Consider the following 21,940-nt stretch of genomic DNA (forward strand, 5'->3'; position numbering starts at 1 on the left):
TCCGCCGGCTCTTCGGACGGACCGCGGATCAGAACAGCGAGATCTGCTCGCCCAGGGTGGCGGGGTCCACGGGGCGCTCGCCCAGCAGCGACTGCAGCTCGCGGGCGTTGGCGGGGCTGTGGCCGGCGAAGTGGTTGTTGAAGTAGCCGTACAGCTCCGTCCCCAGCGCCGCCCGCCGCAGCACGTCGGACCACTCGCGGATCTCGCCCGAGCGGTCGAACTGCAGGTGCGAGTAGTCGGTGATGTCGCGGTTGGGGCCCATCCACCGCACGTAGTGAAAGTCCGCCGTGGGGCGCTCCGCCAGCTCCGTCATCGTCTCCCGGTCGATCCAGCGGCCGTCGCTCAGCGCCAGCGCCATCCCGTGCTCCGCCAGCAGCGCCAGCAGCTCCGGCCGCGCGTCCGGACGCATCCACTTCGACTGCCGCACCTCCACCGCAAACCGCTGCTCGCGCGGCAGCCCGCGTACGAACCGCTCCATCGCGGGGAACTCGTCGGGGCCAAAGTCCGGCCCCATCTGCACCAGGATGGGGCCCAGCTTGGGGCCCAGCTCCCGCGCCGCGTCCATGAACTGCGCCACCACGTCGCCCGTGTCGCGCAGGCGGCGCTCGTGCGTCACCTCCTGCGGCATCTTGAGCGCGAAGATGAACCCCGGCGGCGTGCGCTGCGCCCATCCGCGCACCACCTTGGCCGCCGGCACCGCGTAGAATGTGGAATCCACCTCCACGGTGCCGAACGCCCTGGCGTACGTGGCGAGGAACTCCGCCGGACGGGTGCCCTGGGGATAGAAGGGCCCCACCCACGCCGGGTAGTTCCACCCCTGCGTGCCGATGTGGATGCGTCCGGCCATGGAATGCGGGTGCCTGGATGATGGACGGTGAACGAAGTGATCCCCATCACGATTGCCGCCCGCCGCCGCCCGCGCAAGGCACGCGGGCCGCGGACCCGCGCGCGATGCTGGACGAACGGGCCATCCGCCGCCATCGTTCGCGGGGCTTGAAACTCCGCGCGCGGTGCCTGCGTACGACACTCCCGTCACCGCCGACGCGCATTGAACCCTGACGTCCGGGAGCCTGAACATGAGTGAAAAGAACACCTTCGAAACCATCCTCAAGTGGATGGTCGTCGTCATCCTGGCCTTTGCCGCGCTCAAGATCGTGCTTGGGGTGCTCGGCATCGCCTTCTTCCTGGGCGGCGTACTGCTGTTCCGCGTGCTGCCCATCGTGCTGGTGGTGTGGCTGGCGTTCAAGGCCATCGAGTGGCTGCGCGGCGACCGGCACGGCTCCGCCCCCAGCTCCACGCTGTAGTCCGTCGCACGCGGCGGATGCACGAAGGCCCCGGGCTCACCCCCGGGGCCTTCGTGCGTCCGGGTGCATGGAGTGCGGCAAAGGCGCCGCGAATGTGGGGCGCGCGTGCCTCAGCCCCGGCGCCGGTGCCCGGGTGCCATCCGCCAAAGTCCTTTGGCCGCAGCCACCTGGAATCCCCGCCCCCTCGACCGCTGGACGGGAACGTGTGTTGCTGCCCGGGAGGGTGGTGGCCCGCGGCCAGCCCCGCCGCATCTGCTCTCCGGGCCGCCATCCCGCCCGCCTTCGTTCTCTCCGGAAGGAAAATGCAGCCATGAAGATCATCAACCACCGCCTGCACCGCGACGACGGCACCCCGTACGCGTTCCGCGCCTCGCCGCACGTAGGCGACGTCATCCAGCCGCGCTGGCTGGTCATTCACTACACCGCCAGCGGCAGCGCGTCCGAGGCCATCAACTGGTTCGCCAACCCCCAGAGCAAGGTGTCGGCGCACGTGGTGATCGCCAGGGACGGCACCATTACCCAGTGCGTGCCGTTCAACCGCCGCGCCAACCACGCGGGCGAAAGCACGTGGCAGGGTGTTTCCGGCCTCAACCGGCACAGCATCGGCATCGAGCTGGACGGCTTTGGCTACCTGGGACCCAAGGGCCCCGGCAAGTGGAAGTTCCGCAGCACCGCCATCCCCGACGCGGACGTGGTGGTGGGCACGCACAAGTTCGGCACGCCGGCCGGCGGGTGGCCGCGCTACCCCGAGGCGCAGCTGAACGCCGCCATGGAGCTGTCGAAGCTGCTGGTGAAGGAGTACCGGCTGCAGGACGTGGTGGGGCACGACGACATCTCGCCGGGGCGCAAGCAGGACCCCGGCCCCAGCTTTCCCATGGATCGCTTTCGCGCGGACTGCATGGCCCGCCCCGCGGACGGGGCCCAGGCGCTGCGCGCCATCGCGCGCTTTCGCGTAAAGCAGACGCTGAACGTGCGCGGCGGCCCCGCCACCACCCACGCCCCCGTCGCGGGCAGCCCGCTGCCGCCGGGCGCCGTGGTGCGCGGCGTGGAGGACCAGGGCGGCTGGAAGCGCGTCGCGGCCGAGGACTCGGGCGTGGCGGGCTGGGTGAGCGCGCAGTTCCTGGAGCCCATCCCCGCCCAGCTGTTCACCGTGGCGGCGGACTCGCTGAACGTGCGCGGCGGCCCCGGCTCGGCCAACCCCACCGTCCCCGGGAGCCCGCTGCGCAAGGACGCCATCGTGCAGGCGCTGCAGGAGGGCGACGGCTGGACGCGCGTCGTCTCGCTGGCCCAGCCGCAGGTGACCGGCTGGGTGAGCGCGCAGTTCCTCAAGCCCAGCACGGTCCCGGTCGCGGACGTCAACCAGCCCGCGAACGCGTAAGTCCAACTCCGGCCAAAGATATCCGGCACGCGGGGGAAGCGGAGAAAACCACTCTGCTTCCTCCGCGTCGTCTGTGTGAGAGATCCTATCTTTTGCCAGCGTCGGCATACACGAATGAACCGGCCACCCAAACGCCGCCGGCACCCTGCGCCTGACTCGTAAAGACGCCGCGGCCCGCCACCGATACCCGATTCGCGGGTCCCCAACCGGCCCTGCCGGTCCCCGTGCCGGCCGCGGCTCCAGCGCGGGCTGCCGCGTGGGGTCAGAGCAGCCGGAGAGCAGATCCTTCGGCCCTGCAGCCGGTGGGCGAAAGGAGGCGCGGAGTGGCCGGGCCTCAGAGTGTGTTCAAGAATCCCTGCGCTCGTGCCCGTATGTCATTTCGAAGGAGGCGCCACACCGCACCATCATCGGCTCGCACGAAATCCGGCGCGCCGACTGAGAAATCTACTGTCTGCTGCTGGTGCCGCGCCGAACCGCTCCGGCACTGGCCCTGTCCGCCCGTGTCGTAGCCGCGAAGCAGGCACGGCTACCAGCGTCTGCCCTCCAGCAATTCCGACAGGGGATTCCTCGGCCCTGCAACCTCTGGTGTGAAAGCAGGCTACGGCGTGGCCGGGCCTCGGAATGACAGCGCTAATGGATCTGTCCGGATGCGCAGCGTCGGATTCTTGAACACGCTCTCAGAATGACATGGCCGTGCCGCGCCGGTGCTTTCTTTCGCACTCTCGCACTCTCGCACTCGCACCCGCTCACCCTTTCACCCGTTCACCCCTTCACCCGCTCACCCCTTCACCCCCTCCCCCGTCTGCACCCGCCAGAGCGCGGCGTACATCCCGCCGGCGTCCACCAGCGCATCGTGCCGGCCGTGCTCCACGATGCGTCCGCGGTCCATCACGTAGATGCGGTGGGCGTTGCGCACCGTCGACAGGCGGTGCGCGATGGCGATGGTGGTGCGGTCGCGGCTGACGTGCTCCAGCGAGCGCTGGATCGCCGCCTCCGTCTCGTTGTCCACCGCGCTGGTGGCCTCGTCCAGCACCAGGATGGGCGGGTCCTTCAGGATGGCCCGGGCAATGGCGATGCGCTGCCGCTGCCCGCCCGAGAGCTTCTGCCCCCGCTCGCCGACGACCGTCTCGTACCCCTGCGGCAGCGCGGCGATGAAGTCGTGCGCCTCGGCCAGCCGCGCCGCGCGCTCCACCTGCTCCGCCGCCGCGCCAAACGATCCGTAGGCGATGTTCTCGCGCACCGTGCCGGAAAACAGGAACACGTCCTGGCTCACCAGCCCCACCGCCCTGCGCAGGTCGCCCAGGCGGATCTCGCGGATGTCGGCTCCATCCACCAGCACCGCCCCCGCGTCGAGCTCGTACAGCCGCAGCAGCAGCTTTACCAGCGTGCTCTTTCCCGACCCGGTGGGCCCCACCACGGCCACCGTCTCGCCCGGCGCGATGTGGAGCGAAAAGTCGCGCAGCACCGGCTCGCGGCCGCGGTAGCCAAAGGTCACGCCGCGCATCTCCACCGCGCCGCGCACCGTGCCCGCCGGGAGCGCGCGGTGGCCGGGGTGCGCCTGCACCGGCGTGTCCAGCACGCCGAAGATGCGGCGTGAGCTGGCCATGGCGCGCTGGTACTGGTCCAGCGTCTCGCCCAGCCGGGTCAGCGGCCACAGCAGCCGCTGGGTGATGTAGACCAGAAAGCTGTACGTGCCCACCGCCAGCGCGCCGTCCAGCACCTGGAATCCGCCGGACACCAGCGTTCCCGTAAAGCCGACCAGGATCAGGATGCGGATGAGCGGGACGAACGCGGCGCTGTAGCGGATGGCGCGGCCGTTGGCGTCGCGGTACGCCTGGCTGTCGGCCTCCACGCGGCGGATCTCGTGCGCCTCGGCCGCGTAGGCCTTGATGGTCGTCACCCCGCTCAGGTTGCTGGCCAGCCGCGCGTTCACCGCGCCCGCCCGTTCGCGCACGGCGGCGTACAGCGGCTCCAGCGTGCGCTGAAAGCGGATGGAGCCCCACACCACGAAGGGCATGGGCAGCATGGCCATCCACGCCACCTCCGGCGCCATCACGAAGAAGGCGCCGCCCACCACCAGCACCGTGGTCACCACCTGGATGATCTCGTTGGCGCCGCGGTCCAGGAACCGCTCCAGCTGGTTGACGTCGTCGCCCAGGATGCTGAGCAGCCCGCCCGTGCTGCGCTCCTCGAAGTACGCCAGATCCAGGTCCTGCAGGTGCGCGTAGCCCCGCAGCCGCAGCTCGTGCTGAACCGTCTGCGCCAGGTTGCGCCACAGCACCCCGTACAGGTACTCGAACAGCGACTCCAGCAGCCACACCACGAAGGTGATGGCGGCCAGCACCACCAGCTGCTGCCGTGGATCGGGAAAGCCCCAGCTGGCGATGAGCGAGTCGCTGCCGCGGACGACGACGTCCACCGCCACGCCGATCAGCGCCTCGGGGGCCAGGTCGAAGAGCTTGTTGACGACGGAGCACGCCGACGCCGCCCACACCTGCCTTCGGTGCGGCCGCGCGTAGCGCATCAGCCGGCGCAGCGGGGCTTCCTGCTCCGCCGCGCCGGAAGGGAGTTCGATGGACACGATTTCGCTCGATGGACGGGGACGGAGCACCGCGTTCGCGTGCATCTTACCACCCGCCGCACCGCGCGAACAACGCACGGGACGGGATGATGAAAAGATGCCGGGCTCCCCAGGGAGCCCGGCATCTTCACCGTCACCGGCAGGGCGTCAGCCGCAGCAGTACGCGTAGTTGGTGGCGTCGCTCGGCATCACGCAGGGCAGGGTGCACCGCGGCTCCCCCACGGAGAAGCAGGGATCCTCCCACGTGTGGTTCATCACCTGGTCGTCGATGGATTCGGACACCGCGAACGACTCCACGGTGATGTTCTCCATGTTCAGCTTCATCGCCATCGTTCATCTCCTGATCTGGAAGGTGACGTCATCATGTGTGCTACCACTTCATGATAATTTATGCGCGTGAAAAGAGGAAGAGGCGCCTGGGAGAACCGGGGGCGGAGAAAACGGCGCGTCGAAACATCGGCGGCGCGCGGCGGGTACGCGGATTGCCCGGATGGATCCGGGGACGTTCGTTTGATCCGCCACCCGTAAGTCGTGCAGGACCATGAGCATCAACCCCGTCCTCCGCCGCGCCGGCACGCTGGCGCTGGTGGCGGCTTCCGTCGCCACCGCCCAGCTGGACGCGCAGTCGTCGCCGCGGCCGCGCACCCGGCAGGAGCCGCGGCCGTCCGACACGCGCCCCTCGCAGACGCGCCCCACCACCACGCAGCGCCCGCAGGCCGCGTCGGCCAACCCGCTGGCCCGGGTGCGCTCGGCGGCGCTGGCGCGCGGCGGGTACGCGGTGGTCGTCGACCTGGACGCCAACCGGCTGCACTTTGCGAAGGGGCGGCGGGTGCTGTGGTCCGCGCCGGTGGGCACGGGAACGGGAATGCGGCTTGAGAACGGCCGCGGCGAGTGGGACTTCTCCACACCCACGGGCACCTTTCACGTCACCTACAAGGACCTGGAGCCGGACTGGATCGCCCCGGACTGGTACTTCCTGGAGAACGGCCTGCGCGTGCCGGGGCCGGACTCCGACGCGCGCCGCTTTCCGCGCGGGCTGGGCTCCGCGGCCGTCTTCATTGGCCAGGGGCTGGCCATCCACGGCACCGACAAGCCCGAGCTGCTGGGGCAGCGCGTGTCGCACGGCTGCATCCGCCTGTCCAACGCCGACGCGCTGCGCCTGTTCCACAACGTGCAGGTGGGCACCGAGATCATCATCGTCGGCGGGCGCAACGTGCAGCCCGCGCCCGCGCCGCGCCCGTCGTCGTCCAGCGCCCGGCGCAGCGGCCCGCCGCCGCGCGACCCCTTCATCGTGGAGCTGGAGGGCGAAGACACGTACGCCCTGCTGGAGCGGCTGGAGGACGAGCTGTTCGCCGCCGTGGCCGCCGGCGGCGCGTCGGCGAAGTGGCACCAGGTGGCCAGCGTGCTGATGCTGCGCGGCGCCAGGGAAGGCGACGACGACGCACTGGTGGGCCTGCTGGCGCGGGTGACGGAGATCGGCGCCGGGCCGCTGCGCGAGGAGTACGCCACCTTCCTGGCCGATGCCTTCAACCAGGGCCCGCTGCGTACGCTCGAGGCCATGGCGGGGATGGACCGCGACACGCGCTCGGTCGTGGCGCGCGCCATCGTGGAGAGCAGCCTGGCGCTGTACCCGGGCGATCCCAACAGCGTGTCGGCGCCGTGGCCCACGCGCCGCGCGCCCCGCACCGCCGTGCGCCGCGCCGCCCTGCGCGCCTGGGACGCCCTGCAGACCGCCGAGGGCGCCTACCGCGAGCGCACGGGGCTGGCGGCGCGGTAGGGGCCCTCACCCGCGTTCTCGCGGGTGAAGCCTCAGAAAACACCTGTCATTCTGAGGGAGCGCCTCGCCGGGAGCTTGGGAAAACCACGAAGCCAGTTGGCGCGACCGAAGAATCTCCCTCCCCTCGCGCGGAACCCTTTCCCGGGCATCGCCCGGGAACTCCGCATGACGGCAGGATCCTGCCGCCGCAGCCCAGGCGAATGAATTCGCGGCTGGGACTACGCGATGTCGGCCTTCGCCGACGGGTGTGCGCCGCGACGGCGTGTCGCGGTTGAAGCCCCGCGCGGTTTGCGGGGCTTTCCGCTGTCGTTGCGGCGAGTTCACTCGCTCCCGCGAGCGGCCCAGCGTGGAGAAGCATGGAGTCAGCGCGCCCGGCCGCCGGGCGAATGAATTCGCGGCTGGGACTACGCGATGTTGGCCTTCGCCGACGGGTGTGCGCCGCACGGCGTGTCGCGGTGTCGCCGTTGAAGCCCCGCGCGGTTTGCGGGGCTTTCCGCTGTCGTTGCGGCGAGTTCACTCGCTCTCGTTGAAGCCCGACGAAAACCCGCGGCGAGCCTGGTGCTCGCCGCGGGTTCTTTCGTTCGTGGATCCAGTCCGCCGGGTCCGGCCGTCGACCCTCAGCTCTTCGCGGACGACGCCACGCGGGGAACGCTGCGCAGGTACAGCCAGATGGCGCGCAGCTCGTCGTCGGTGTGGGTAGCCATGGAGCGCCAGGGCATGAACTCGGCGATCTTGCTGCCGTCCGGCCGCGCACCCGTGCGCATGGCCCGCACAAAGTCCGCCTCGCTCCACCGGCCCATGGGCCCGGCCGGCGTGATGTTGGCCGACGGCGGCGCGCCGGGCTCGAAGCTGGCCTGCCCCGCCAGCTCGGGCCCGTGGCAGCCGCGGCAGCCGCCCACGCTCACCAGGTACTGCCCGTACTCGCGGGTGGGCCCCACCGGCGGCACCGCCGCGCGCGACGCGGGCACCGTCTCGTGGTCGATGTTCGCCGCCGGGATGATCGGCGCGCCGGTGGTGACCACCACCCGGCCGATGGGGCCCAGCTTCGTCCGCGGCAGCTCGCGGTTCACCGGCGGAAGCGCGCGCAGGTAGGCGATGATGGCCGACACGTCCGCGTCGCCCAGGTGCTGGTACTCGTCCGAGGGCATGATGAGCAGCGGCCGGCCGTTGCTGCGCACGCCGTGGCGAATGGCCGTCTCGAGCTGCGCGTCGCTGTAGGCGGCCAGCACGCCGCCCTTGCCGGTGGTAAGGTTGCTGGCGCTCACGGTGCCCATGGGGCCGGGCTCGATGAACACCTTGCCGCCCAGGTCCGCCGTGTGGCAGTCCGCGCACTTGGCCACCGCCTTCACCAGGTGCTCGCCGCGGGCGATCTGGGCCGGGTCCTTCGTTACGTTCAGCCCGGTGACGGCGGCCACGTCGTACGTGCGGCGCATGCGCGACTCGCTTACGCCAAAGACGACGGCCACCAGGAGCACGATGAGCGAAACGACGCCCACGGCGATGCGCTTGATCCACTTCTTCATGGGAACGGCTCTCCGGAGAGGTGCGGAGACGGGAGGGGCCGCGGCGAAGGAGCCGGGCACCGGGGAGCTGCGGGTGGGAAGACGACGCGCGAGGAATGCTGCTGCGCCGCCGGGAGGCACATGGTAATCGCGTGCGGTGCGCCGGTCAAGAAAAATCTGACGGGCCCACCCCGATTGTAACGAGCTTCATCCACTTGGCGCCAGCACGTTTGCGCGCACCGGGACGGAGCCTGCGCGGACCCGCGATGGACGTGCAGTCGCGGTCAGAGGTATTGCCAAACCTCCCGGCGTGGTTGACTTCCTGAGGGAGGCGCCGCCCCGTAACTCGCTTGTACACTGCACCTTCGCGCCGACCGAAGGACCTCGCCAGCAGAACGACGGGGCTGGGCCCGCGGCATGGAGCCGGCCCCGCCTCGCCGGAGAGCAGGTCCTTCGGTCGCGCGCAGGCGGTTGTGTGGAATCGGGTTACACGTGGTGCGCTCCCTCAGGAAGTCATCGCTTCCTTGCGAGTTCGGGGTTTAGCAACACCGTCTCAGACGGGAACGTACGTCAGCCTGATCACGTCCTCGCCAACCCCATCGCTGGCCACCAGGCGGAGCGGCGGCCGGGGGCCGGCAAAGAACGGCTTGCCGCGACCCAGCACGAACGGGTGCAGGTAGAGCCGATACTCATCAACAAGGCCAGGGTCGGTCAGGTGTTGCGCCAGGTCTGGTCGGCGGACCCGGTGCGGCGTTTGCGGGGCTCGCGTGCAACGGCGCATCCGCACGTTCGTACTCCCCCGCACCCCGCACTCGCTTGCATCGCGCACAGGAGCTCATCCGCACGCTGGGCCTGCAGCCGCACCCGGAGGGCGGGCACTACCGCGAGATCCACCGCTCCACGGTGACCGTGCATCCGGAGGACGGGCGGCCCGCCCGCGGCGCGCTCACCCTCATCTACTTTCTGCTGGAGGCGCACGGCCACAGCCGCTGGCACCGCGTCACCTCGGACGAAGCGTGGATGTACGTGGAAGGCGCGCCGCTGGAGCTGTTCCGGATGGATGCGGCGCTGGGCGAGTGCGAGCGGATGCTGCTGGGCGGGCTGGCGGACGGCGCGCAGCCGGCGCGGGTGATTCCGGCGGGCCAGTGGCAGGCCGCGCGGACGACGGGACCGTACACGCTGGTCTCGTGCGCCGTGGGGCCCGGCTTCGACTTCGCGGACTTTGTCATGCTGGCCGATCATCCGCGCGAAGCCGAGCAGGTGCGGCGGCGCTTTCCGGAGCTGGCGCCGCTGGTCTGACGCGGTTGATCCGATCCGCCGATGTGTGCGGGTACGGATGATGATACGCCGCCGATGATCATCCTCTCACGTGGGAGGGGGCGGAGGGGACGAGGGTTCACAACCGGGAGAGCAGATGTCGGACGCCGGCACATCATCCACCACCACCGCGCCGGGGCCCATGCGGGTGGCGGTCAGCGGATCCACCGGGCTCATCGGCACCGCGCTGGTGGAGCGGCTGCGGCGCGAGGGGCACACCGTGCTGCGGCTGGTGCGCTCCGCCGCGGGGGCGGGCGCCGGGGACGTGGCGTGGGACCCGGAGCGCGGCACCATCGACGCGGCGGCGCTGCAGGGGGTGGACGCCGTGGTGCACCTGGCCGGCGAGAACGTGGGCACCCGCTGGACGGACGAGAAAAAGCGCCGCATTCGCGACAGCCGCGTAAAAGGCACGCGCCTGCTGGCCGAGACGGTCGCCCGCCAGCTGTCGCCGCGGCCGCGCGTGCTGGTGCAGGCGTCCGCCACCGGCATCTACGGCGACCGCGGCGACGAAGCGCTCGACGAGTCGTCCGCGGCCGGCACCGGCTTTCTGGCGGAGGTCGTGCGCGACTGGGAGGGCGCATCCGGGCTGGCGGAGGCCGCGGGGATCCGCGTCGTCAAGCTGCGCATCGGCGTGGTGCTGTCGGCGCGCGGCGGCGCGCTGGAGCGGCTGATGCTGCCCTTCAAGATGGGCGTGGGCGGGCGCATTGGCACCGGGCGCCAGTGGATGCCCTGGATCTCGCTGGACGACGCGGTGGAGGTCATCGTGCGCGCCCTCCGCGACGAGCGGCTGCGCGGCCCGGTGAACGCCGTCGCCGGCTCCGCGCGCAACGCCGACTTCACCGACGCGCTGGCCCGCGCCCTCCGCCGCCCGGCCCTCTTTCCCGTCCCCGGCTTTGGCCTGCGCGCCGTCTTTGGCCAGATGGCCGACGAAGCGCTGCTCGCCGGCCAGCGCGTGGAGCCCGCCCGCCTGCGCGAGATCGGCCACGTTTTCCATCACCCCACCCTCGACACCGCCCTCGCCGCCGCCGTGCGCAACGGCTGATATCGCAAAAGACCGGTGCCCGCCGGACGATGTCATCCTGAGAGGGTGTTGCCAAACCTCCGCGCGTGATTGACTCCTGAGGGAGGCGCCGCCCCGCAACTCGCGTGTACACTGCACCTTCGCGCCGACCGAAGGACCTCGCCAGCAGAACGACGGGGCGGGTCCCGTGCCCTGATCTGGCCCCTGCGCCACCAAGACGAGGTCCTTCGGTCGCGCGCTATCTGTAGTGTGACTTCTGGTTGGACGTGATGCGCTCCCTCAGGAAGTCACCGCTTCGTTATGGATTTGAGGTTTAGCAACACCCTCTCAGAATCGTGACACCGTCCGCCGACTTCGCATCAGTGCTTGTTTTCGGATTCGGGTATGCGGGCAGAGCCTTTGCCCGGCGCACCTTCCTGATGCGCCAGGCGATCGTTCGTCATCCGCCCCCTCCTCGTTACGTGCACAGATCCTACTGCTGATCTGCATCTGTTACATGCAGGATTTCGCCCCGATGTAACCCGATGGGCACGTGTGATGCACACCTCTCCCGCCCGATTCACGGCTTCGGTGCTTGCGAATCGAGCAAGTGCATTGCGGGCAGAGAGTTGATGCGGATCGGCCGTCGCGAGTTCAGCCATGGCCGACGACACCTGCCGCCATGCACCAAAACCTGAGACAAAGACTCTGCGTCGTTACAATCGTCCGGATCGATTGTAACGAACGGCTGTGGACGGGAGATCGGGCTGGATCACACGTGCTGGCGCTCGTCGGAAACCGTGGGTTGAGGAGGTGCGCATGACAAGGCGGATGATGGGACGGGCGGTACTGGCGGCCGTGCTGGCGGCGGGGCTTTCCGGGTGCAACTACGTGCGGCTGCTGCGGCCCAGCGCGCTGCGCCAGCTGAACCCGCGCATGGTGAACCTGGTCAACTACCTGCCCGACGTCGAGGACCCCAACGAGGCCATCGTGGCGCGCCTGTTCGCCCACGGCGGCCTGAGCCACGCCGAGCGCGGCGGCGACGGCGTGTACCGGCAGCACGTGCGCATTCCGCCCGGCGAGTACATCTGGCAGCCGGCCATCATCGTCATGAAGGCCGGCGGCGAGCTGGAGCTGGACTTTCAGAACGAGGACCCGTTCTCGTACCACGCCGTCTTCCTGCCCCACTCCGGCAACCGCCAGGCGATGACGCTGCCCATCGCCACGCGCGGCCGCGCCCGCATTCGCCTGGACGCGCCGGGGATGTACTGGTTCGGCTGCCCGGTGGCCAACCACGCCCCGCGCGGCATGCTGGGCCTGATCCTGGTGGAGGGCGAGGTGCCGGCCGAAGCAAAGCTGGACCGTCCCCGCCAGCGCCGCCCCTGACGCAAGGAGCCCGCACATGCGCATACTACCTATCGCCACGGCGCTGGCGCTGGCCGCGTGCGCCAGCCCGCGCCCCAACTACCCCGTCACGCGCACCGCCGCGCCCATGCCGGCGTTGAACGAGGCCATCCGCGGCGGCGCGCCCAACGTCGCGGCCACTGTCACGGGCGAACGCATTGCCCGCGCCCGTGCCGAGCCGCAGAACTGGCTTACCTACTACGGTGCGTACGACGGGCAGCGCTTCAGCACGCTAGACCAGGTGAACGCCGGCAACGTGAGCCGGCTGCGCCCCGCGTGGAACTTTCAGTTCGCGCCGGTGGGCCTCATCGCCACCCCGGCCACCTACTCGTTCGAGGCCGCGCCCATCGTGGTGGACGGGGTGATGTACGTGAGCGGCTGGGATGGCTACCTGTGGGCGCTGGACGCCGTCACCGGGCAGGTGCTGTGGCAGTACCAGCACGCGATTCCGCTGGACGTGCCCCTGTGCTGCGGCAACGTGAACCGCGGCGTGGCGGTGGCCGCCGGCAAGGTGTTCCTGGCCACCCAGAACGTGCACCTGGTGGCCCTGGACGCCACCACGGGCCAGAAGGTGTGGGAGCAGGTGTGGGGCGACATCCGCGCCGGCGAGAGCGCGACCATGGCGCCGCTGGTGGTCAAGGACATGGTGATCGTCGGCAGCTCCGGCGCCGAGTACGGCGTGCGCGGCCACATCGACGCCTTCGACCTGCAGACGGGGGCGCGGCGCTGGCGGCGCTACAACGTTCCTCGCCCCGGCGAGCCGGGGTCGGAGACGTGGAGCGGCGACGCCTGGGAGCGCGGCGGCGGCACGGCGTGGATCACGGGGACGTACGATCCCGAGCTGGACCTGGTCTACTGGGGCGTCGGCAACCCGGGCCCGGTGTTCGACGCGCGCGAGCGGCCGGGAAACAACCTGTACACCAGCTCCGTCGTGGCCTTCGATCCCGACGACGGCGCCACCCGCTGGCACTACCAGTGGACCCCGGGAGACGTGTGGGACTACGACGGGGTGAACGAGAACATCCTCTTCGACCGCGACGGGCGAAAGCTGCTGGCCCACTTCGACCGCAACGGCTACTTCTTCGTCCTGGACCGGACCAATGGGCAGCTGGTGAGCGTGGTCCCGTTCGCCCGCGCCACCTGGGGCGACATCGCCCGCGACGGCGCCGTGACGCCGCGGCTGCGCCCCACGCCGGAGGGCACGGAGATCTGCCCGGGGCCCGCGGGCGCCAAGGAGTGGCCGCACGCCGCGTACAACCCGCGCACCGGCCTGCTGTACGCGCCCATCATCGAGGCGTGCGCGCAGTTCCGGCTGCGTCCCGTGGAGTTTCGCGAGGGGCTGTACTACCTGGGCGGCGAGGCCGAGGTGGTGGGCGAGCAGTGGGGGCAGGTAAAGGCCATCGACCCCATGACGGGCCGCGAGGCGTGGTCGTGGCGCGCGCCGCATCCCATGGTGGCCTCGGTGCTGACCACCGCCGGCGACCTGGTGTTCACGGGCGAGCCCAACGGGTACTTCAACGCCTGGCACGCGCGCACCGGCGAGCTGCTGTGGCGGTACCAGACCGGCAACGGCATCCACAGCAACCCCATCACCTACTCCGTAAACGGCACGCAGTACATCGCCGTCCCCACCGGGTGGGGCGGGTGGCTGGAAGGCTTTGCCCCGGAGATGTTCGGCGCGCCGCGCGGCTCGTCGCTCTACGTCTTCGCGCTGCCGTAGATCGAGATCGGCAGTCGGGCGGGATTGCCGTCATGAGCGAGCGGGGGAAGGCACGTGCCCTCCCCCGCTCGTCCATATCACCATCCGATCCGGCTTTCAATCGGCCGACTCGCCGCCTGTGCTCACGGGCTCGAAAGGGGATTCGCGAGATGTAAGGACTCGGCGGGCTACTGTCCATCCCTGGATCGATTCCCCACCGCGACGAACGAGAGCCTCGATCTCTGCCCGTGCGCGCAGACGTCATCAGGTCTGCCCGCTGCCGCTCCCCGCCGCCAGGGCTTCCTCGTGCAGAATCATCTCCATCAGCACCTGCTTCGGGGTCTTGCCGCCTACCCGCGGATGCGGCGTGTTTTCCCACTGGCGCTGACGCGATTCAAGCTCGGACTCGAAGACCGCGTGGTCGGTTTCTCCGTCGCGCGCCAGCTCATCGAACCACAGCAGCCAGCGCCGCTGAAGCTCCCGCTGCAGCTGCGCGATCTCCAGGCTCGTCAGGACCGGCCATTCTTCCCCCATCACGGGAAGCAGAACGCGAGTGTCCAGGTAATCGTAGATCTCGTACGACAGGAACCTGAGTGTATCCTCCAGCGGCTCGTGCTCTTCGCGGGCGCGCGCCTCGATCTCGTCGAGCTCGTTCAGCACGGCCCCGGCAAACGGATACCGGATCCCCTCCCGTTCCTCCAGAAACTGCACGATCAGGCGCATGGAACGCGGCAGCTCACGCGTAGCGCCAATCGTGGCGCCGGACCTCTGTGGATAATAAGAGTACAGGAACAGGCGCAGGTCGTACTCCGTCACCGCGCCGGCAGGCAGGGTCCTTCCAAGAAAGTCCGTCCAGTGCCGTGCGTTCTGCCGGTCCGCCTCCACCTCTACGTCAGCCCGCCCCCGCCCGGCCAGCCACGCCGAAAGCTGCCCGAGTCGCTCCTCCTCCACCGCCTGCACCTGCTCTCCCTGCTCGTCCGTGTCCCACGCGCGAAGTCCGGCCCCGGGTTCGGCGCCCGGGCCCTCCGCGCAGATCGGCCGGGCCGCATCCGGAAAGCGGAACCACTCCAGGCGGCTCTCCTCGTCCTCCATGCCGAAGCCAGACAGGCGAACCCCCGTCTCGGCCAGCGCATCGCCGCCGCGTGCATGCACCGTGACCGCACGCAGCGCCAGCGTCGCCAGCCGCACCTCCTCAGCCGTGATCCACCGGCCGGGCAGATCCATGGCGAACAGCCGCGGATACGCGTGCGGACCGGCGATCGGCCACCGGGCAGCCGTAACCTCGCGCTGCATTCCCCGCGTAAGCTCGCTCTTGCGATCGAAGTCCACCGTCAGGGTGAACCCGGTCATCTCCAGGAACGCGGACGACGGGTCGTCGCTCATCCATATGGCCCGCAGGTCTTCCGGCCGCGAGTGCAGCACCAGCCCGAAGCTCTCGCCCCCGCCCCCCATCAGGCTGGCTCCCCACGGATACTCCTTGCCGGCGAACTCCAGCAGCAACGACTCCGGCACCTCGTCCACGTTCCATGGCTCCGCCGCGTAGAACGCCGCCGCGGCCTGGTGAAAGTCCGCCAGCTCCTGCGCCGATGCTCCCGTCTCGCGCCAGGTCAGGGCAATGCCCAGCCGCCCCTGCGCGGGGCTGGGATCCATCTGCGCCAGCACGGAATCCATCGCCTCGGCCAGGTGCTCCGAATCGCCGTACCCCACGGAGATCCCGCGCCCCGCCAGCAGGCGATCCAGCTCTTCCACCACGTCCGGATACGGAACCACCACCCGCTCCGGGAGCACGCCCAGCGCCCGTGCCCCCGCGTTCACGACCGCGGCAAGGTCGCGGGCGCGCTCGGCGGCCCCCGCCGGCCGGTGAGAGAGGACGTCGGTGTGAACCGCCCATTCGCCCGCCATCACCATCGCCAGCGAGAGCCCGTCGGGTGCCTCGCGAACCAGCCCCGGCGCAGGCACCACGTCGGCGGCCCACACCGTTTCCGTGCGCGCGGCCGCCATCCACTCCGCCTCGGCCGCGTCGAACACCTCTTCGCCGATGATGGAGCGCGCCCGCTCGCGGGCCTGGTCGCGGCCCATGCAGCACGCCTTGTACTTCTTTCCCGAGCCGCAGCGGCACGGATCGTTGCGCGAAGTTTTCATCGTTCGTACGGTGGCTGGTTCAGTGTTGGCGCACAAAAGGAAGCGGGGGAAGGCCGCCGTGGCCTTCCCCCGCTCCGTCCGTCCGATCCCCGGCGTGCTCTCATCCGCGTCAGCTCAGCAGGCGCAGGGGCATCACCAGGCACAGGTAGTCGGGTGTGTCCTCGTTGCCGATGGGCATCATCGTCGCCGCGCGCTCGGGCGCCTTGAAGCTCATCCGCACCTCGTCCGTCGGCATGTAGCGCAGCAGCTCCAGCAGGTACTGCGCGTTGAAGCCGATCTCCAGCGGATCGCCGTCGAACTCCACCGGCAGCTCCTCGGTGGCCGTCCCCACGTCCGGCGTCTCCACGGCGAACTTCAGCATGGCGCCGCCCAGCGACAGGCGAATGCGGTGGGTCTGGTCGCTCGCCACGATGGCCATGCGCCGCACCGCCGCCTGCAGCGCGCCCTTGTCGGCCACCATGTGCTTGTCGTTGTCCTTGGGGATGACCTGCTCGTAGTTGGGATACGGCCCCTCGATGAGCCGCGTGAAGATCTGCACGTCCGTCCCGCGGAAGCCGATGTGGTTCTCGGAGCGCCCCACCTCGACCGTGTCGTCCTTGCGGAACAGCCGCTGCACCTGGGCCAGGGCGCGGGGGTGGACGATGAAGTCGCCCGCCGGCGTGCCGTCGGTGCCGGTGGTCTCGACGGGCAGCGTCATCTTGGCCAGGCGGTGGCCGTTGGTGGCCACCATCCGCATCTCGCCCTCGCCCAGCTGCCAGAGCACGCCGTTCAGAATGGGCCGCGTCTCCTCGGTCGACGCCGCGAACGACACCGAGCTGATCAGCTGCTGCAGGTCGGCCCCGGTCACGCGCCAGCTCTCGCCGAAGTCCACCCGGGGGAACGCGGGGAACTCGTCGCGGGGCAGGCCGTTCAGCCGGTAGCGGGTGCGGCCGCTCACGATCTGGATGGCGTCGCCCTGCGTGTGGAACTCCACCACGCCGGGGAGCTCGCGGGCGATCTCCTGGAGCTTCTTGGCCGGCGCGGTGATGGCCCCGGGCTCCGCCACGTCCGCGGCCACGCGCACCGAGACCGCCGTGTCCAGGTCGGTGCCGCTCATGCGCACCCCGCCGTCCTCGGCCTCGATGAGGATGTTGGAGAGCACGGGCAGGGTGGTGCGCGACGGAATGCTCCCCGCCACCGCCCCCAGCCCCTGCTGCAGGTTCTCACGCGTGATCGTGAATCGCATACGGTTCTGTTCCGCGAATCGCTTGGGGGTGACCCGGTTCTCCACGGGGAACTGTACTATCACCCATAGAGATATAGAAATCAGTAATAACAGTAGAGAGCGTGGGAACGTGGGCAACTGCCCTCAACACCCTCTCCAACCCTGCGTCCCGCAACCACCTGCGCCGCCTCCCTCCGGTGTGGAGAACGCCTGTGGGAAACCCGCGTTCTCCCCAGACGCTCCACGAACCCACACCGCCGGCGCGTTCCCCACAACTTCTCCCCACACTGTCCACCCGGTTGTCCACGCCGCTCACCGACGCATGTACGGGCTTTGTGCACCCCTGTCAAGCACCCGTCCCTTTGTTCGCTTCTTCGTCGCGCGATTTTCCGGGCTGACATCGGCCTCCGCCCGGCCGGCACCTCCCGCTCACACCAGCGGCGATGCGATCGAGGTGAGCCGATGCCGACGTGCATCGTCCGATGCTCTGTCATCGTTCCAGATGCGTCGATTCGAAAGCGAGCCGTGGCCCGCACGCATCCTCCGATGCCGATGGATCGGCCCAAATCCGCCAGCAGGAGCGAATGAATTCGCCGCTGCAACGGCGCGAAGTCCGCCTGCGCGGACTCGGCGGCCCGGCCGTGTGCGGCATCCCACGCACCTGCGCGTCCGCTCCCGGGGCACTCCTCGAACTCCGTCGCCGCGCCCCGCAATCTCGACTACAGTCCGCGAAGGCGGACTTCGCGATCTTCCAGCGGCGAATTCATTCGCTCCTGGAGCGGACTCGCGCTTGTTGCCCGCCGAATCACACCTGTGCCCCGGATCCGCACCTCTGCCTGCCGACTCACACTGCCGCGGCCTTCGCCGAACCCCGCCACGCCCACCCCACTCCGCGGCTGCCGCCGGGGCCGCCTGTCCGCGAAGGCGGACATCGTGTAGTTGTTGCAGCGAATTCATTCGCCCTTGCAGCCCTTGCAGCCCTTGCAGCCCCTGGAGCCTCACAACCCTCAGCAGAGCCCCTGCAGCCTCTTCCCTGCCCCTCCTTGCCCCTCCTTGCCCTACCGGAGGAGCCCGCCCCTTCCCCGACCCTCTCTCTACGCCCGCAGCGAATCCCGCAGCTCGCCCACGCGCTGGCGGAAGCCGGCGTCCGCGGCCATGTCCTCCTCGACCTTGGCGATGGAGTGAATGACCGTGCTGTGGTCGCGCCCGCCGAACAGCCGCCCGATCTCCACCAGCGCCAGGTCGAACATCTCCTTGATCAGGTACATGGCCACCTGGCGCGGGATGGTGAGGTCCTTGGTGCGCTTCTTGGACTGCAGCGCGTCGGGCGTGGTGCCCCACGCCTCGGCCACCCGGTCGCGCACCTTCTGCGGCGTAAGCCCGCCGCCGGACCCGCCCCCGTCGCTCCCCGCCAGCCCCGTTCCCAGCGCCTCGCGCGCCAGCACCAGGTCGATGGGGCGGCGCGTGAGCGACGAGTAGGCCAGCAGCTTGATCATGGCCCCCTCGATCTCGCGCACCGACGACGTGCGGTTGCGCGCGATGAAGGTAAGCACCTCGTCGGCGTCGTGGATGTCGAGCCGGTCCTCTTCCACCTTGCGCCGCAGGATCGCCACGCGCGTCTCGAAGTCGGGCGGCTTGATGTCGGCCACCATCCCCCACTCGAACCGGCTCACCAGGCGGTCCTCCAGCCCCGTGGCGCTGGGGGGCCGGTCGCTGGTCAGCACGATCTGCCGCTGGCCGTCGTGCAGCGCGTTGAAGGTGTGGAAGAACTCCTCCTGCGTGCGCTCCTTGCCTTCCAGGAACTGGATGTCGTCCACCATCAGCAGGTCGCACGCACGGTACTGGCGGCGGAACTCGGCCATGGAGCCGTCCTGGATGGCGCTCACCAGCTCGTTGGTGAACCGCTCGCTGGACAGGTACATCACCCGCTTCCCCGGGTCGCGCTCCAGCATGGCGTGCCCGATGGCGTGCATCAGGTGCGTTTTGCCCAGCCCCACGCCGCCGTAGATGAACAGCGGGTTGTACAGCCGCGCCGGCGACTCGGCCACGCCGTGCGCCGCCGCGGCCGCCAGCTGGTTGTTGTTGCCCACCACGAAGCGGTCGAAGACGTACCGCGGGTTCAGCGGGGGCAGCGGGCGCGCGTTCTCGGCCCCGGCGGCGCTCGTGTGGACCGCCGGGGCGCTCTCGTAGCGCACCGGGGCGGCCGGGGGTGGTGATGGCGCCAGGTTGATGGGGGGCACGGACGCGGCCTTGCCGTTTCCCTGGAACTGGACGGACAGAGTGAACCGGCGGCCAAACAGGTGCTCGCCAATGCTGGTGAGCAGGCCGGCGTACTTGTCCTCCACCCAGTCCACGGCGAACGGGTTGGGAGTGGAGACTACGAGCAGGTCGTTGGAGATGGCCACCGCCTGCGTGGGAGCCAGCCAGGTACGGAATGCCTGCTCCGGTAGCGCGGTCTTGGCACTCTCCAGGATGCGCGACCAGATTTCCCCGGCGGTGAGCTCCATCAACAACTCGGGCAGCAAGACGGCAGGACCTTCAAGACGGCACGGGCAACGTAGAAACGGAGTGTGGAAAAGTCAAGAAAGCCCACGTAAGCGCTTGTGTTTGGCCGTCTTTTTCTGGCCCTTGCGCAACGCCCCGCGGCTGCTCCGGAAGATCGCTCCTGCGGATGTGGCAGAGGTCCGAAGCTCCCCCGAAAAGATCCTTGCGACAGTCTCTGGATTGTCTAACTGGACCCTGTTCGTCGCCCCTGAAGGCACCGCCCTGAATTGCGGACGTTGGCTGCGTAGCGCGGATACAGGGCTCAGATCTTGATGGTCAGCGAGCGCACGTGCTCGAGGAAGGGTTCGGCACCTGCGGCATAGACCACAGGAAAGCGATCGTTGGGCTCCAGGGTGTAGCGAAAGGCGGGGCTGAACCAGCCGATCAGATCAAGCGCCTGCGAGTGTTGACCGGCAAGGTTGCTCCAGTGCCAGACAGGCTCGTGGTGAAACACCCGGTTCCGAAGGTACCTGATGCGGTTTAGCAGCGGAGAAAGCTGCTTGCGCGATCGCATGGACCGCGGCGATGAAGGATCGAGCAACTGGGCAGCGAGCAGACGCGGCCAGAGTACCCTGGTCCTTTCGTAACGCACATCGAACAACGACGTCCAGAAGCCGAAGCGGAGTTCCGCGACCAGCCGCCCAGGCTCCAGCGGAAGGCCTCGCTCCCGAAGCCGGGCCTTGGCGGCGGCAATCATCTGCTGATCATCAGGGTGAATAATCGGTGGGTCGGCATCGAGCCAGCAGGGAACGTCGCGTGTGGCGGTCCCGCCCAAGACAACAGCCCCGGTGGTGAAGACTGCGTTTCGCAGGACCACCTCCAGCCCGTGCAACGCCGGGTACAGCGACTCACAGAGCTCCAGGTTCCAGAGATAATTCGCGATCTTTTCGTCGTCCGTGCGCCCAAAGCCGTATGCATCGAGCCGCTCGTTGGAGAGGGCCTTCCGGATCGCGCGCGCATAGGTGTCTTGACGGTCTGCGGGCATGGCTGTATCTTCAATGCACTGTCCCCGGGCTATTCCTCTCCCGACCTCTGCGTCGGTGATGAACCCGGGGTCTTTTTTTGCTCAAGGCGCAAAAGTAAACAAAGAGAACATGCCGTGCAAGGGCGTCTTCCGCTCTCTCAGAGAGCGGCTGCGTGCCGTACCAGCAGCTCCGACTGACATACTGTTGTGCTCATCCCAAGTCCTCGGCGGCGGTCCCATTGACGGAATCGGGCTCTCTGGCTAGATTCACTGTCTTTGCCGCGAGCCCACAAGGCCGTTCCTACGCCCGAAGCGCAGCACCCATAGGGGTTTGACCGATGAAGCCGAGTTATCGTCCGCGCAACCGCAAGCGGATCAACAAGCATGGGTTCCGCGCCCGCATGGCCACCAAGGGCGGCCGCGAGGTGCTTAACAACCGCCGCCGCAAGGGCCGGCACAAGATCGCCGTTACGGTTCCCAGCAAGTACTGACCGGCGGCCCGCCGCGCCGCGCCGTGGCCGAGGGGCCAGACGCGCGCGCGGGGTTCGGCCTGCCCCGGCAGACCCGGATCACCGCGTCGGACGACATCCGGTCGCTGTTCAGACGGGGGAAGAGGAGCAAGACGCGCCACCTGGACGCGTTCGTCTCCCCTTCCCCCGCTGGCGTTCCCCGCTTTGGCGTGGTGGTGCCCAAGCACAAGCGCACCATCGTGCTGCGCAACCGCCTCAAGCGGCGGCTGCGCGAACTGGCGCGCACGGTGCTGCTGCCGGCGCTGCGAAACCGCGGCGCCCCGTTCGACGTACTGGTGCGGGCACGTCCCGAGGCCTATACCGCATCGTTCGCCGACCTGCGCGACGAGGTGGCCGCGCTTACGGAGGAGCTGTGCTCGCGCGCACGATGATCGCGGCCATCCGCTTCTACCGGAAGGGGATCTCGCCGCTCAAGCCGCCGGTGTGCCGTTTTTATCCCACCTGCTCGGCGTACGGGCAGGAGGCGATCGAAAAGTACGGCGCCGCCCGCGGCGGATGGCTGCTTGTCAAGCGGCTGGCCCGGTGCCAGCCGTTCTGCAAGGGCGGCTTCGACCCCGTCCCCTGACGCGCTCGGGGGCGGGGACCTGACCTATT

Annotated in this window: 18 protein-coding genes and 1 pseudogene; 10 read left to right on the forward strand and 9 right to left on the reverse strand. The window is 69.4% G+C overall.

What is annotated here, in order from left to right; genetic code table 11:
• Window positions 1–28: 28 nt before the first annotated feature.
• Window positions 29–847 carry a DUF72 domain-containing protein gene (locus VGC13_RS16190; RefSeq protein ID WP_331126313.1) on the reverse strand — a complete coding sequence of 273 codons (819 nt, stop codon included), beginning with the start codon at window positions 845–847 and terminating at the stop codon, window positions 29–31.
• Window positions 848–1,076: 229 nt separating this feature from the next.
• Here VGC13_RS16190 and VGC13_RS16195 point away from each other — a divergent pair, with 229 nt between their 5' ends.
• Both VGC13_RS16195 and VGC13_RS16200 read left to right on the forward strand, forming a co-directional pair.
• The gene (locus VGC13_RS16195) at window positions 1,077–1,304 is read left to right on the forward strand and encodes a hypothetical protein (protein ID WP_331126314.1); all 228 of its coding nucleotides are present in this window, start codon (window positions 1,077–1,079) and stop codon (window positions 1,302–1,304) included.
• Between the two features lie 310 nt (window positions 1,305–1,614).
• Window positions 1,615–2,682 carry an N-acetylmuramoyl-L-alanine amidase gene (locus VGC13_RS16200; protein ID WP_331126315.1) on the forward strand — a complete coding sequence of 356 codons (1,068 nt, stop codon included), beginning with the start codon at window positions 1,615–1,617 and terminating at the stop codon, window positions 2,680–2,682.
• Between the two features lie 778 nt (window positions 2,683–3,460).
• Here the strand turns inward: VGC13_RS16200 and VGC13_RS16205 are convergent.
• Together VGC13_RS16205 and VGC13_RS16210 are read right to left on the reverse strand one after the other, a co-directional pair.
• Window positions 3,461–5,206: an ABC transporter ATP-binding protein gene (locus tag VGC13_RS16205; protein WP_349264227.1), complete on the reverse strand. Its 1,746-nt coding sequence runs from the start codon at window positions 5,204–5,206 to the stop codon at window positions 3,461–3,463.
• 204 nt (window positions 5,207–5,410) lie between these two features.
• A complete protein-coding gene (locus VGC13_RS16210) occupies window positions 5,411–5,593 on the reverse strand; it encodes a hypothetical protein (RefSeq protein WP_331126317.1) in 183 nt (60 codons plus the stop codon).
• A gap of 211 nt (window positions 5,594–5,804) precedes the next feature.
• Here VGC13_RS16210 and VGC13_RS16215 point away from each other — a divergent pair, with 211 nt between their 5' ends.
• Complete coding sequence (locus VGC13_RS16215; protein WP_331126318.1) at window positions 5,805–7,040, forward strand: L,D-transpeptidase; 1,236 nt, start codon at window positions 5,805–5,807, stop codon at window positions 7,038–7,040.
• Between the two features lie 617 nt (window positions 7,041–7,657).
• Here VGC13_RS16215 and VGC13_RS16220 read toward each other — a convergent pair.
• Together VGC13_RS16220 and VGC13_RS33455 are read right to left on the reverse strand one after the other, a co-directional pair.
• Entirely contained in the window at window positions 7,658–8,563 is a 906-nt protein-coding gene (locus VGC13_RS16220; protein WP_331126319.1) for a c-type cytochrome, read from the reverse strand.
• A gap of 532 nt (window positions 8,564–9,095) precedes the next feature.
• Window positions 9,096–9,284: pseudogene (locus tag VGC13_RS33455) on the reverse strand (dihydrofolate reductase family protein); the annotation flags it as partial.
• 74 nt (window positions 9,285–9,358) lie between these two features.
• Between VGC13_RS33455 and VGC13_RS16225 the strand changes: the two are divergent.
• From VGC13_RS16225 to VGC13_RS16240, 4 genes are all read left to right on the forward strand, one after another.
• Window positions 9,359–9,841, forward strand: a complete 483-nt coding sequence (locus VGC13_RS16225; protein ID WP_331126320.1) for a cupin domain-containing protein — start codon at window positions 9,359–9,361, stop codon at window positions 9,839–9,841.
• 115 nt (window positions 9,842–9,956) lie between these two features.
• Window positions 9,957–10,901 (forward strand): TIGR01777 family oxidoreductase, encoded by a 945-nt coding sequence (locus tag VGC13_RS16230; protein ID WP_331126321.1) that lies wholly within the window; start codon window positions 9,957–9,959, stop codon window positions 10,899–10,901.
• Between the two features lie 777 nt (window positions 10,902–11,678).
• Window positions 11,679–12,245, forward strand: a complete 567-nt coding sequence (locus VGC13_RS16235; protein WP_331126322.1) for an MSMEG_3727 family PQQ-associated protein — start codon at window positions 11,679–11,681, stop codon at window positions 12,243–12,245.
• Window positions 12,246–12,351: 106 nt separating this feature from the next.
• Window positions 12,352–13,983: a PQQ-dependent dehydrogenase, methanol/ethanol family gene (locus tag VGC13_RS16240; RefSeq protein WP_349264228.1), complete on the forward strand. Its 1,632-nt coding sequence runs from the start codon at window positions 12,352–12,354 to the stop codon at window positions 13,981–13,983.
• Window positions 13,984–14,226: 243 nt separating this feature from the next.
• On the opposite strand, the gene VGC13_RS33660 is transcribed toward VGC13_RS16240, so the two are convergent.
• The 4 genes from VGC13_RS33660 to VGC13_RS16260 form a co-directional block, all read right to left on the reverse strand.
• On the reverse strand, window positions 14,227–16,104 hold the full coding sequence (locus tag VGC13_RS33660) for a YecA family protein (RefSeq protein ID WP_331126324.1): 1,878 nt from the start codon (window positions 16,102–16,104) through the stop codon (window positions 14,227–14,229).
• A gap of 109 nt (window positions 16,105–16,213) precedes the next feature.
• Window positions 16,214–17,329 carry a DNA polymerase III subunit beta gene (dnaN, locus tag VGC13_RS16250; protein ID WP_331126325.1) on the reverse strand — a complete coding sequence of 372 codons (1,116 nt, stop codon included), beginning with the start codon at window positions 17,327–17,329 and terminating at the stop codon, window positions 16,214–16,216.
• A 1,073-nt stretch (window positions 17,330–18,402) separates the two neighbouring features.
• Window positions 18,403–19,815, reverse strand: a complete 1,413-nt coding sequence (gene dnaA, locus VGC13_RS16255; RefSeq protein WP_331126326.1) for a chromosomal replication initiator protein DnaA — start codon at window positions 19,813–19,815, stop codon at window positions 18,403–18,405.
• Window positions 19,816–20,114: 299 nt separating this feature from the next.
• Window positions 20,115–20,837: a hypothetical protein gene (locus tag VGC13_RS16260; protein WP_331126327.1), complete on the reverse strand. Its 723-nt coding sequence runs from the start codon at window positions 20,835–20,837 to the stop codon at window positions 20,115–20,117.
• A 317-nt stretch (window positions 20,838–21,154) separates the two neighbouring features.
• Here VGC13_RS16260 and rpmH point away from each other — a divergent pair, with 317 nt between their 5' ends.
• The 3 genes from rpmH to yidD are packed head-to-tail and all read left to right on the forward strand — an operon-like array spanning window position 21,155 to window position 21,911.
• Entirely contained in the window at window positions 21,155–21,307 is a 153-nt protein-coding gene (gene rpmH, locus VGC13_RS16265; RefSeq protein WP_331126328.1) for a 50S ribosomal protein L34, read from the forward strand.
• A 23-nt stretch (window positions 21,308–21,330) separates the two neighbouring features.
• The gene (rnpA, locus tag VGC13_RS16270) at window positions 21,331–21,717 is read left to right on the forward strand and encodes a ribonuclease P protein component (RefSeq protein WP_331126329.1); all 387 of its coding nucleotides are present in this window, start codon (window positions 21,331–21,333) and stop codon (window positions 21,715–21,717) included.
• A complete protein-coding gene (gene yidD, locus VGC13_RS16275) occupies window positions 21,714–21,911 on the forward strand; it encodes a membrane protein insertion efficiency factor YidD (protein WP_414682998.1) in 198 nt (65 codons plus the stop codon). Before rnpA ends, yidD begins: the two co-directional genes overlap by 4 nt.
• Window positions 21,912–21,940: the final 29 nt, after the last annotated feature.

It is taken from the genome of Longimicrobium sp. (assembly GCF_036399255.1).
Lineage (GTDB): Bacteria > Gemmatimonadota > Gemmatimonadetes > Longimicrobiales > Longimicrobiaceae > Longimicrobium.